At 39.3% G+C, this 12,785-nt stretch carries 10 protein-coding genes; 8 read left to right on the top strand and 2 right to left on the bottom strand.

Translation table 11 applies throughout. From position 1 onward, the window contains the following. Positions 1-503: 503 nt before the first annotated feature. The 5 genes from EA341_RS06930 (at position 504) to EA341_RS06910 (ending at position 7,033) form a co-directional block, all read left to right on the top strand. Positions 504-3,575: a TonB-dependent receptor gene (locus EA341_RS06930; protein ID WP_293012534.1), complete on the top strand. Its 3,072-nt coding sequence runs from the start codon at positions 504-506 to the stop codon at positions 3,573-3,575. 17 nt (positions 3,576-3,592) lie between these two features. Then, positions 3,593-5,128 carry a RagB/SusD family nutrient uptake outer membrane protein gene (locus EA341_RS06925; protein ID WP_293012533.1) on the top strand — a complete coding sequence of 512 codons (1,536 nt, stop codon included), beginning with the start codon at positions 3,593-3,595 and terminating at the stop codon, positions 5,126-5,128. Between the two features lie 14 nt (positions 5,129-5,142). Beyond that, positions 5,143-5,625 carry a DUF4843 domain-containing protein gene (locus EA341_RS06920; RefSeq protein WP_293012531.1) on the top strand — a complete coding sequence of 161 codons (483 nt, stop codon included), beginning with the start codon at positions 5,143-5,145 and terminating at the stop codon, positions 5,623-5,625. Positions 5,626-5,690: 65 nt separating this feature from the next. After that, positions 5,691-6,365 carry a hypothetical protein gene (locus tag EA341_RS06915; protein WP_293012529.1) on the top strand — a complete coding sequence of 225 codons (675 nt, stop codon included), beginning with the start codon at positions 5,691-5,693 and terminating at the stop codon, positions 6,363-6,365. Between the two features lie 149 nt (positions 6,366-6,514). Next, positions 6,515-7,033, top strand: a complete 519-nt coding sequence (locus EA341_RS06910; RefSeq protein ID WP_293012527.1) for a phosphoglycerate mutase family protein — start codon at positions 6,515-6,517, stop codon at positions 7,031-7,033. Between the two features lie 218 nt (positions 7,034-7,251). On the opposite strand, the gene EA341_RS06905 is transcribed toward EA341_RS06910, so the two are convergent. Then, entirely contained in the window at positions 7,252-8,013 is a 762-nt protein-coding gene (locus EA341_RS06905) for a DeoR/GlpR family DNA-binding transcription regulator (RefSeq protein ID WP_293012526.1), read from the bottom strand. Between the two features lie 135 nt (positions 8,014-8,148). Between EA341_RS06905 and EA341_RS06900 the strand changes: the two genes are divergently transcribed. The 3 genes from EA341_RS06900 to EA341_RS06890 all read left to right on the top strand — a co-directional run bounded on the left by EA341_RS06900 (position 8,149) and on the right by EA341_RS06890 (position 12,054). Next, positions 8,149-9,714 (top strand): glycerol-3-phosphate dehydrogenase/oxidase, encoded by a 1,566-nt coding sequence (locus EA341_RS06900; protein WP_293012525.1) that lies wholly within the window; start codon positions 8,149-8,151, stop codon positions 9,712-9,714. A gap of 102 nt (positions 9,715-9,816) precedes the next feature. Beyond that, positions 9,817-11,307 carry a glycerol kinase GlpK gene (gene glpK / locus EA341_RS06895; RefSeq protein ID WP_293012524.1) on the top strand — a complete coding sequence of 497 codons (1,491 nt, stop codon included), beginning with the start codon at positions 9,817-9,819 and terminating at the stop codon, positions 11,305-11,307. After that, positions 11,308-12,054 (top strand): MIP/aquaporin family protein, encoded by a 747-nt coding sequence (locus EA341_RS06890; RefSeq protein ID WP_293012523.1) that lies wholly within the window; start codon positions 11,308-11,310, stop codon positions 12,052-12,054. A 326-nt stretch (positions 12,055-12,380) separates the two neighbouring features. On the opposite strand, the gene EA341_RS06885 is transcribed toward EA341_RS06890, so the two are convergent. Next, the gene (locus EA341_RS06885) at positions 12,381-12,785 is read right to left on the bottom strand and encodes a PIN domain-containing protein (protein WP_293012522.1); all 405 of its coding nucleotides are present in this window, start codon (positions 12,783-12,785) and stop codon (positions 12,381-12,383) included.

Genomic DNA, 12,785 nt, shown 5'->3' with positions numbered 1-12,785 from the left:
GGTAAATAAGCGCTTTTTTTTGGTTTTTAATAAACTTTGCATATTTAAATATCACAATTTTACCTTTTTTCAGTTTAAAAAAATACTTTTTATACCTCCTTTGGTTAATTTGCCTGTATAATTGGTGAAATTCAGAATTAAATTAAGTTTTTCAATAGTAATAAAAGTAAAATATTTGGTGAAAATATTATTTATATGCTATTTAAAGGTTGAAAATTGAAATAATATATTTTCGAGACTTAACCGATATTAACTTTTATTTACTTAAATGTTAAGAAGTTTTAAAAAAGAATAATATTCTTTAAATATATAATAAATAGAATTAAAATTTATTAAAGTCCTTTATACACTACTCATAACAACTTTAATTTTATAGAAATAGATTATTCAGAATTTTTTTAAATTAAATACATCAACATGAATATGCATTTTATGTAAATGGTTTTGCATTATTTAAGGATTATAAATAGAATTGGGGGTTCATTAAATCAAACATTATAATTATGAGGAAAATTTTACTTCTAGGACTTGCGTTCTTGTTGGCATCTGCTACGGCATTTGCCCAAAGTCGCGTAGTTACTGGAACGGTGACATCTGGAGAAGATGGGTTACCGATTCCGGGAGCCTCAGTCGTAGTGAAAGGTACCACTGTGGGTACAGCTACTGACTTAGACGGCAATTTCTCGCTGAATGTCCCACAAGGAAATAACACATTGGTGTTTTCATTTGTAGGTACTGAAATGCAAGAAGTCAATATTGGTAATAGGTCTCAGGTCAATGTGGTATTACAGCCTGATACTAGGAGTTTGGAAGAAGTTATCGTAACTGGTTACGGTACTCAGCCAAAAAGAGAAGTCACCGGTGCGGTTTCATCCGTAAAAGGTGAGTTGATTGAAAACCTTCCTATGCAATCTTTTGACCGCGCGTTGCAGGGTAGAGCTGCCGGTGTACAGGTTAGATCTGCAAATGGTCTTCCAGGTGGTGCGGTTAACATCCGTATCCGTGGTGTAGGTTCTATTACAGCAGGTAATGAGCCACTTTTTATTGTAGATGGTGTTCAGCTGAACAATGCAGGTAACGCTAGCTTTACCCAAGACAACCCGCTTGCTTTCTTAAACCCAAATGATATTGAGTCTATGGAAATCCTTAAAGATGCAGCTTCTGCTGCTATTTATGGTTCTCAGGCAGCTAATGGTGTTGTTATTATTACCACTAAAAAAGGTAAGCAAGGTAAGGCAAGATTTGAATTCAACGCTTTTGCAGGTGAAACTCAACCAATGAAAATACTAGATGTATTGGGTGGTGATGAGTGGTATACTATGAGAAGAGACGGTTTGATCAATGCTGGCGTTGGTAACCCTCAGGCAAATGCTTTGAATGCTATGGGTAGACTACCAGGTAACTGGCAAGAATTGGGTGCTGATGGTCTTGACGCCATTGGTCTGGGTCTGCCTACATTTGATTGGCAAAGACAATTGATGGGAAGAGGTAGACTTCAAAACTATGAACTTAACGTTTCCGGTGGTGATGACAAAACTACTTTCTTTATTTCTGGTTCTTACAATGTTCAAGAATCTTCATTCCGTCCAGTCGATTTCGAAAGAGGTACATTTAGAACGGCTTTGACTCATAAAGCAAATGATAGACTTACTTTAGAAACAAATATTAACTTGTCAACCATTACTCAAAATTCTCCTTTTGCTATAGATGGTGCATTTTTGGGTAATCCTGCTTTCTCCTCTTCAACAGTATTGCCACACAATGCAATTTTCAATGAAGATGGTAGCTACAACACTAATATTGCTGGTGTTTTGAATCAAAACGTTGCTTTGGTTAATGATTTTAACTCAGGTACAACAACCACTAACTCTATTGTAGGTAATGCTATTGCCAATTATAAAATCTTAGATAATCTTACTTATCGTGGATTGGTAGGTGTTGATTACAGAATGCTTACTGAAAACAGGTATAGAGATCCAAGAACTCCTGATGGGGCTGGGGTAAGGGGTAGAGCTACTGCAGCAAATGACTGGAGAACAAGGTTTATTACCACGCACACTTTAAATTGGAACAAAACTTTCAATAATGTCCACAACCTTACGGCTTTGGTAGGTTTTGAATTTGTTTCTGAAACAAGAGAAGGGTTGAATGCTGAAGCCATTGGTTTCCCAACATTCCAGTTCAGGTATATCGATTCAGGTGCTACTCCGGAGTTTGTGGGTGGTTTCTGGACAGGTTACAGAAGACAAGGTGTATTTGCAAACGCAAACTACAACTACAAAGAGAAGTATCTATTTACTGCTACAGCAAGATATGATGGTTCTTCCAGATTTGGAGCCAATACACAATATGGTATTTTTCCATCTGTTAGAGCTGGTTGGAATATTGCAATGGAAGATTTCTTAAAAGATTCCGAAACGATTACAGATTTGAAATTGAGAGCTTCTTGGGGTCAATCTGGAAATGATCAGATTGGAAACTTCGCAGCTAGAGGTCTTTATGGCGCTCCAACTGCAGGTAACTACGCTGGAAATGCAGGTATTAGACCTACTTCATTGGCTAACCTTGACTTAGGTTGGGAGACAAATGAAACAGTAAACTTAGGTCTTGACTTCGGTTTCTTCAGCAATAGGGTTACAGGTTCTGTTGATTTATTTGATCAGAGAACCAAGAATTTGCTTTTGAATCAACCTATCCTTTGGACAAATGGATTCAGCTCTATTGCCAACAATGTGGGTGAGTTGATGAACAGGGGTGTTGAATTTGAAGTAAGTACTGTGAACATAGATAGAAGCGGTTTCTCTTGGAGAACATCCTTCAACTTTACATATATTAGAAATGAAGTAATTTCTCTTTATGATGATTTGGATTTCCTTCCCGCTAATCCGGGTATAGCAGTTGGTCAGCCAGTTGGAAACCCTGCTTTCCCAGGAGATCAGGCACCAGGTTCACATTTCTTTGCTGAGTATGCCGGTGTTAACCCAGCAACAGGCCGTCCTATGTGGTTGGATGCAGCAGGTAACAGAACTTACCAGCCTATTGCAGCAGACAGAGTATATTTCGGATCAAACCTAGCCCCAATATATGGTGGTCTAAGCAATACCTTCAGATACAAAGGATTTGAACTGACTGCATTCTTTACTTATGAATATGGTGCGGTGGTTACTGATGGTCAATATAGCTTTATGAGAGAAGCAGGTACCCGTTTGGCTTTGAATACCCTAAGAGAAGTGGTAGACAGACAGTGGACAAGCCCAGGTGATATGACTGATATTCCAAGAAACGTAGGTAACTCCAATGGTGGTAATGAAGTAAGAAGCCAAGGAAGAAACTTCGGTACTGCAGGGCTTTTGAATGCTGACTTTATCAGATTAGCACAATTGCAATTTGGATACAGCTTTAATCCAAGTACTCTTAGAAGCTTGGGACTTACCAGAGCTAGGGTATATGCTCAAGGAATGAACCTTTGGACATACTCTAACTATCCTGGATATGATCCTGAGTTCGTTGGTGCAGGTACAGGTCAGCTTCCGATTGTAAAAAGTTATCAGATCGGTGTACAGTTAGGATTTTAAAATAGATGACAATGAAAATGAAAAATTATATATATAAATATGCATTTACGGTTCTCTTGGGACTTGGAGTTGCGGTTTCTTCCTGTGACTTGAATGTTGACCCGAGACAATCAATTGATGCAGATCTAGCATTGAACACACCCGATGGTGTAGATGCTGCTGTAAATTCCGTGTATGGAAGGCTTAGGGCTACCAATAATTATGGTAGAAACCTATTGGCATTATCTGATGCTTTGGCAGATGTGGGAAGAACTACTTCCAATTCCGGACGTTTGATTCAGGAAAATAATAATCAGCCAAATGCGCACTTTAATTCCATACCTGCCAACAACCTGAGTTTCTGGCAAACTACTTATTTTGCCATCAATGAGGCTAATCTAATTCTTGATGCGGTAGCTTCTGGAGTTGAAGGCGCTTCTGCTGCCCAGCTTGCAAGATGGGAAGGCGAATTGAAGTTCTTAAGAGCTTTAAACTACTTCGACTTGGCGAAAGTATATACTTACATTCCAACAGCTATTTATCAGCCAGGTTTGGTTGACGAAGGTGGAATTCCTATGCCTTTGGAAGGTTCAATTACTTCTGATATCGCATTTACAAGGAATTCTCCAAGAGCTACAATCGATGAGAATTATGCACAAATTGTATTAGACCTAAACGAAGCGATTACTGCTTTGAGTACTTCAAGCAGGGCTGGTTCTCAGTTTGCTTCAGTAGGAGCTGCTCAAGGTCTATTGGCAAGAGTAGAACTCTATAGAGGTAACTGGGCTGCTGCAAGAGACGCAGCTACTGCGGCTTTAGCATCTGGTGCAGGCACTGTTCTTGGCGGTATGGATTATGTAGAAGGTTGGAGAGCACAGAATCATCCTGAAGCTATGTTTGAAGTTAGATTTCAAATTGCTGGTGAATCAATCGGTGTTAACGAATCACTTCAATCTTCTTTTACTGTATTGTTAAATTTAGACAACAAGAATGCGCAAGGTGGATGGGGAGATTTCGTGCCTAATCAAAGAGTCCTTGATTTCTTTGGATTGGCACCGCTTCAAGTGGGTGATAATCCTGATGACAACAATAGCTGGGATGTTACCAGAAATGAAGATGTAAGGGCTCACCTTTACACTACTGGAAGTACTGTTAGAGGATCAAGAAACATTGAATGTGTTAAATTCATAGCCAAGGCTGGATTTGTTTATGGTGACAACGTTCCTGTAATCAGAAAGTCTGAAATGCATTTGATCAGGGCTGAAGCCAACTATCAGTTGGGTAATACTGGTGATGCACTTGCAGAATTGAATGATTTCAAAGCTTTGAGAGGGCTTGAGCCTGTAACCATGAGCGGTGAAGATATTCTTGAAGAGATCCTTATAGAAAGATTTAAAGAATTTGCGTTTGAAGGACATAGATTCTTTGATCTTAAGAGATACGGAAGAGATTTGGATAAAAGATATTTAGGTCCAAATAACTTCGTGCCTTTCGATGACTTTAGAATACTTCCTCTTATACCTCAGCGTGAGGTTGATGGTAACACGAACCTTAATCAAAACAGAGGATACTAAAATTGAAAATGACTATGAAAAAGATATTATCTATATTTTCTCTTGTGATGGTTTTTGTGTTCGGTTCTTGTATCGAGCAGAACTATCCGATTTGGGAAGGAGCTGAGGTTGAATTCCAGGCCTCAGTAGTGACCGCACCTATTGCGGGTCAAAACTACCCAAGGATATCCATCGCAAACAGCATTGGCACTTATGGACTTCAAGTAAATCTTGTTGCCAGACAGAGAGACAGTGACGAGACCATTACTTACAGAGTAGTGTCTGAAGGAACTACAGCAGTAGAAGGAACCGATTACAATGTATCCGGATCTTTGGTAATCCCGGCTAACTCTTCCACTGCTACTTTAGAGGTGGACATCATCAATACCGGTGAAATCGGTGGTTCAGTTGACTTGTTGCTAGAGTTGGAAGGTAATTCCACTATTCAGGCAAGTGAAAACTACAAAAGAGTACAATTGAGAATAACCAGACCAAGCCCTCCAGCAGTGGAAGGATAATCATTATTCCAATAATTTATAGAATAAAAGGCCGGATATTTCCGGCCTTTTATTTAGATTTGTATATGAAAAAGTTTAGTTTATTAGTAAGTATAGTATACGTTTGTTCATTTGGTTTTGCTTCTGCTCAATTACAGGTTATGAGAGATCAGGCCACTGGTAATCCAGTGATGGCAAACCCATACCCCGAAGTAAAGGGCTCTCAATATTGGACAGAATTTGATCAGGGTTCTATTATTTTTTCTGAAAAAGATACTGCTGAGGAAGTGGTAATAGCATTTAATGCCTTCAATCATACTCTTGAATATAGGGAGGGCAGAGAGTTGATGGCCTATTCTCCAGGTAGAATCAATGGATTTATTTTAAATGCCAAATCTGCTCCACAGTTATTTCGCTCTGGATATAATATTCCCGGTATAGGATCTAATAGGTTTGTAGAAATATTGGTTGACGGAGATTATACTCTTGTCAATCATAAATATAAAAAGATGATTGATGATCCAGGTGCGACTTACGGTTCACAAAGAGCAAAGGCATTTTCTAATACCGAAGATTTATATGTTTTTAAGGATGGTGAAGCATTTCTTTGGAAGCCTAGAAAGAAAGCTCTTGTTGGATTCTTTGGAGATGAGGGTTATTCTATAATCAATGATTTAAGTAATAATTACAAACTAGACCTGAAGGATAAAAATGACATTAGAAGACTTATCATGCTGATGAATGCTGAAAAGAACAAATAATCTCTCGTTTCAGGTAATATTCAATTCAATTAATAGGATAAAAATTCAGCGATATAGTAGTTTTGACAAGTTGTTCAAGGGTTGATACACTTGACTTTAATCAGGTTTTCAGGAAATGAAGTTATTAATTTGAATGAATAAATGTTAAGATGAATAGACTCAGGTATTTTAAAAGTGTAATTTTTGTAATCATTACCTTGGCATTTCAGTACTCATGTACTCAAAAACAGGAATCCAAAACAATCTATGTTGTTCGTCATGCTGAGAAACTATTGCTTGAAGATGATCCTGAATTGAGTGTCGCCGGTTCGGCTAGGGCTGTAAAGCTTGGTCAGATTTTGGAAGATAAGCAGATTACCCATGTTTTTAGTACCAACACCATTCGCACAATAGCTACTGCAAGACATGTCTCCAATCATTCTGGTGCAGAGATTGAAGCCTATGATGCTGAAAGGCATGATGATTTGGTAAACGAGTTAAAGAAAAGGAAAGGGAATATATTGGTAGTGGGGCACAGTAATACTGTGCATCATCTTGTTAATTATTTTGTGGGAGACGGTGTAAAATACCCTGAATTAGAAGATATAGAATACGATTATATTTTTGTAGTTACCTTGGATGATAAGGGCGGCTCAAAAGTGGAAAGAAAGTTGTACAGGGATTTTTAAAATCTATGTATTTACGTAATTATGCCAGTAGTGAAATAAATGTCTGCTTTTTGATTCATTTCGAAACTAATTGATACTGATCAAGTGCAAACATTAATACTAGAACCTAAGGTTACAATCAAAGTAGCTTAAAATCATTTTAAAATATATTAGAGCGCTGAGTAATCAGTGCTCTTTTTATTTACATATATGCTTTGTCATTGAGAAAATGAGGAAGGCTATAATATCCTTACTTCAATCCCTATTTCTTCTAGCTTTTCTTTATAGAGTTCAGGAATTCCAGAATCCGTAATCACCATATCAATATCTTCTAAATTGCAGATTTTGCCAAAACCCTTTTTCCCAAATTTGCTTGAATCTGCAAGTACTATAGTTTTTTGCACACCTTTAATCATCCTTGCGTTCAGGTGTGCTTCCATCATATGGGAAGTGGTAAGACCATGATCCAAGCTGATTCCATCAGCACTGAGAAAAAGCTTTGAACAGGCAAATTGTTGAAGCATTTCATCGGCAAAATTTCCAACGACCGAACTGCTACTTTTCCGGACCACTCCCCCCAATTGAACAATTTCGATCTCAGGAGCGTCGATCAAGGCTAGCGTTACATTCATGGCGGCAGTAAGGACAGTCAATTTTTTATTTTTGGGTATTGCCTGAGCAAATGAAACCACAGTAGTACCTGAACCGATGATAATGGCATCGTCTTCATCTATAAGCTTTGCTGCTTCTGAAGCAATTTTCATTTTTTCCTCTACCCGAACAAGTTTCTTTTCATTTACAGATCTGTCATTTACATAAGGTGAAGCAGGTGTTGCCGATCCATGTGAACGATAGAGGAGGCCTTTATCCTCCAGGATTTTAAGGTCTTTCCTTATGGTTACGACTGTCACGTCCAGTTCTTTGCTGAGCTCGGCTACCCCGACAAAACCATTTTTGTTCAACTCATCTAAAATATATTTATGTCTTTCTGCAATGGTCATTGGTATTTCTTTCGACTAAAAGTAATCATAATCTTCAATAAAAGGAAAGTAAAAGAAATACAAAATTAATAATATGTTTCCTTTTGTTTCTTTTTATTTCCTTTTTTATTACTTTTGATTCAAACAAGAAGCGGAATGGATAGAATTAAAAATCTTGATCGGATAAATGACAAAGGGGAAGTTTGGGATATTGCTGTGATAGGTGGAGGGGCATCGGGTTTGGGAGTTGCTTTGGATGCTCTTTCTAGAGGTCTTTCCGTGGTATTGGTAGAAAAAGCTGATTTTGCCACCGGAACCTCAAGCAGAAGTACCAAGTTGGTTCACGGTGGCGTGAGGTATCTTGCGCAAGGGGATGTAGGGCTTGTATTTGAAGCATTGAGGGAAAGAGGCCGGTTACTGCAAAATGCTCCACACCTAACCTATAACCAGCCTTTTATTATTCCGATTTACTCTATTTTTGATCGTATCCAATATAGCGTAGGTTTAAAAATCTATGATTGGATGGCAGGTCGTTTGAGGTTGGGTAAGTCAAGGTTTATTTCAAAAAAAGAAACCATGGCAAGGTTGCCGCAAGTAAAAAGTAAAGGACTTAGTGGAGGTGTAGTTTACCATGATGGACAGTTTGATGATGCAAGACTTGCATTGAGTATTGCCATGACCTGTAATGAAATGGGTGGCTGTATGCTTAATTATGTCAAGGTAGTTGGATTGCTGAAAGATGATGCTGGTACAACTTCCGGTGTCAAAGTCCAGGATACTTTTAGTAAGAAGAATTACAATATCAATGCTAAAATGGTGGTCAATGCTACAGGTGTATTTGCTGATAAGATTCTGAAAATGGATAAGCCTGAGGCGCCTAAAAGTATACAGCCAAGTCAGGGAATACACTTGGTATTGGATCAGAGTTTCCTCGGGGGGAAAGATGCCCTGATGATTCCAAAAACTTCTGATGGTAGGGTTTTATTTGCAGTGCCATGGCATGGGAAGCTTGTAGTAGGGACTACGGATACACTTAGAGATAAAGCGAAACTTGAGCCTGAGGCGCTGGTCAAAGAAATTGATTTCATACTAGAAACCGCAGAGGCTTATTTGAGCAAAGCCCCAAGTAGAGAAGATGTATTATCTGTATTTGCAGGCTTAAGGCCACTAGCTGCCCCAAAAGAAGGAAGCACCAAAACAAAAGAAATTTCAAGATCTCATAAAGTAATCGTCTCGGATAGCAAGCTCATTTCTATTACCGGGGGTAAGTGGACGACTTTTCGCAAAATGGGAGAGGATACGGTTTCTTATTTTCCACAGGTAACTGGAGAAAAACTAAATGAAAGTAAATCGGGAAATATCAAATACCATGGCTACACTCAAAGTCCTCAAGATGGTCATTGGAAAGGATATGGATCTCATGCTGCAGAGATACAAAAAATGATAAAAGCTGATGCCAGTCTGGGGGAAAAGCTTCATGCTGAATATCCCTACACCAAAGCTGAAGTTGTATGGAGTGCAAGGTATGAAATGGCGGTCAAGGTGGAAGATGTATTGAGTAGGAGGATAAGAATGTTGCTTTTAGATGCAAAAGCAGCTGTTCAAATGGCACCCGTAGTTGCGAAGCTAATGGCTTTGGAGTTGGGGAAAGATGACAGCTGGGTCAACTCTGAGTTGGAAGACTTCAAAAAGTTGGCAAATAAGTATATATTGAAACCGTAGTTGTTGAAAACACGAAAGGCTTATTTGATTTATTTACTTAAAAAACAACATGTCTAATAAACCATAGGTGGAAAAACTTTAAACCAAACAACCCAAAATAAAATGTCCCAATATATTCTATCCCTAGACCAAGGTACAACCAGTTCAAGAGCCATTGTTTTTGATAAAAAAGGGCAGATAGTGTCAGTTGCCCAAAAAGATTTCAAACAACACTTTCCTAAATCAGGCTGGGTGGAGCATGACCCTCAAGAAATATGGGCTAGTCAGTCTGCTGTAATGATTGAAGCTTTGGCCAATGAAAGTATCAAGGCGAATCAAATAGCAGCTATTGGCATTACCAACCAAAGGGAAACCACGGTTATTTGGGATAGAAAAACAGGTGCACCGATCCATAATGCTATTGTTTGGCAAGATAGGAGGACTGCTGCTTACTGTGATGAATTGAAGGCTGCTGGTAAATCCGAAATGATTGCAGATAAGACGGGTTTGATATTGGACGCATACTTTTCGGCCACCAAAATAAAATGGATTTTGGATCATGTAGAGGGGGCAAGGAAAAAAGCCGAAGAAGGGGAGCTTGCCTTTGGAACCATAGATACTTGGCTTATATGGAAGCTTACCGGTGGAAAAACACATGCCACGGATATCAGTAATGCCAGCAGGACAATGATTTTTAATATCCATACGGAAAAATGGGACGAGGAACTTCTGGATCTTTTTGAAATACCAGAAAGCTTACTCCCTGAAGTAAAAGAAAGTTCTGAGGTAATCGGGGAAACTGCAGGAGATATTTTATCTCATAAAATCCCCATAGCTGGAGTGGCAGGTGATCAACAGGCAGCTTTGTTTGGGCAGCAATGTACACAATCTGGAATGGGAAAAACAACCTACGGTACCGGATGTTTCTTGGTGATGAATACTGGTGAGAAACCAGTTTCTTCCAAAAATAAACTGCTCACAACTGTAGCCTGGAAAGTCAATGGGAAAATCAATTATGCATTGGAAGGTTCTGTATTCATAGGGGGAGCGGCAATTCAGTGGCTTAGGGATGGTATAGAGTTTTTTGGTCATGCCAAGGAGAGTGAAGAGTTGGCAATAAGTCTTGAAGATAATGATGGTGTGTACTTTGTTCCAGCCTTGGCTGGTTTGGGGGCGCCACATTGGGATCAAAATGCCCGTGGGGCATTTTTTGGGTTGACTAGAGGTACTACCATTGCCCATATGACAAGAGCCGCATTGGAGGCGATCGCATACCAAGTCAATGATGTGTTAAAAGCCATGGAAAAAGACAGCGGAGAGTCTACTAAGGAATTGCGTGTAGATGGAGGAGCCTCTGCGAATAATTTCCTTATGCAATTTCAGGCTGATATTTTGGGCTGTGCCATCAAAAGACCTCAAATCATAGAGACTACTGCCCTAGGAGCAGCCTTTTTGGCTGGGTTAGCTGTGGGATATTGGAGTAGCGAAGAGGAACTTAAGGAATTATGGGAATCGGATAAAGTTTTTGAACCTCAGATGGAGGTAGAGAAAGTGGAAAAGTTTTTACATTTTTGGCACAAAGCAATTGAACGTTCTAAAAACTGGGTAGAATAAATGGATGCATTTGTAGCTGAATTTGTAGGTACTTCCCTTCTCATTTCTATGGGTTCAGGTGTAGTTGCCAATGTAGTGCTCAATCAGACCAAGGGACAAAACAGCGGGTGGATGGTCATCACTACGGCTTGGGCCTTGGGTGTTTTTATCGGAGTAGTGGTGGCAGGGCCATATAGCGGTGCTCATCTCAATCCAGCTGTCAGCATAGGTTTGGCTATTACTGGAGATTTTGCCTGGGAAATGGTACCTAAGTATGTTTTTGCTCAAATACTTGGAGCCATGTTTGGATCAAGTATTGCATGGCTAGTTTATAAAGATCACTTTGACGCGACAGAAGATAAGGGCTTGAAGTTTGCCCCTTTCGGGACAGTCCCTGCCATCCGAAATTTACCTTCAAACCTGATTTCGGAAATTGTAGGTACTTCTGTACTTATTATTGTCATCTTATATTCAACTGAGCCTGTCATTGAGGATGGTAATGGAACGCCAATTGGCCTGGGTTCACTTGGTGCTTTGCCAGTTGCCTTTTTAGTTTGGGTAATCGGTCTTTCTTTAGGAGGAACCACAGGATACGCCATTAACCCTGCCCGTGATTTGGGTCCTAGGATTATGCATCAGATTTTACCAATAAAAGGGAAAGGAAGCAGTGACTGGGCCTATAGCTGGGTGCCAATTCTTGGTCCTATAATAGGCGCAGCAATTGCAGCCGGTATTTACTTGTTGCTTGGTGTTGGAGGGATGGTTTAAGAGCTGACAGGATTCAGCTTGGAGATGGCGGGTATTCTGAACAGTTCTTTCCAACCTACTCCTAAATTCTTAAAACACTAAACTTTCAATTTACTCTGAACCGCCTGGCTGCCGGAATGCAGGCGGTCTGCCAAGGTGATGTGTGTGCCCAGCATGAGTATCTGGTATTGAAGACACCAAATTATTTCAGAGGGTGAAATGTCTTTGCCGACGAAAACCTGGTGGTAGGCAGGTTCAATGTGGAGTACCGATAGCTATCGGCAGTGGTGTGAGAGGCGCACTTCGTCAATTTATCGTTTGGCGAGGACTTCTCGATTACAGGTAGGTTATATTCTTTCCGCCCAATTTTCTAGTTTCAGGTTTTTGATATTTCGGAAGTCTTTTATGTTGTCCGTCACTAGAATCATTTTGTTTGTTTGTGCAGTAACACCAATGATCAAATCAAATTCATCATGCATAGGTGTTCCGTTTTTTCGAAGTAAGACTTTGTTATTTGCGTACTGGTCTACTATTCCAAAAATAGGAATGATAGTTAGTCCTTTTACAAATTTATCAACCGCCCTGTGAGATTTTTTTGGATCATCGCTATTTTCTGCTCCGTATTTTAGTTCAAAAACTGTTATTTCAGAAATGAAACAATTCTCAAGACCTTTTTCATTAATAATTTTATCAAGATTGAGTTTACCCCTTAGAAAAAAAACACAAATACTCGTGTCAAGCAAATATTGCAT

The sequence above is a fragment of the Mongoliibacter sp. genome (assembly GCF_007692705.1).
Lineage (GTDB): Bacteria > Bacteroidota > Bacteroidia > Cytophagales > Cyclobacteriaceae > Mongoliibacter.
Note: the sequence above shows the minus strand (reverse complement) of the source record. Positions and strands in the feature narration are given on the sequence as shown.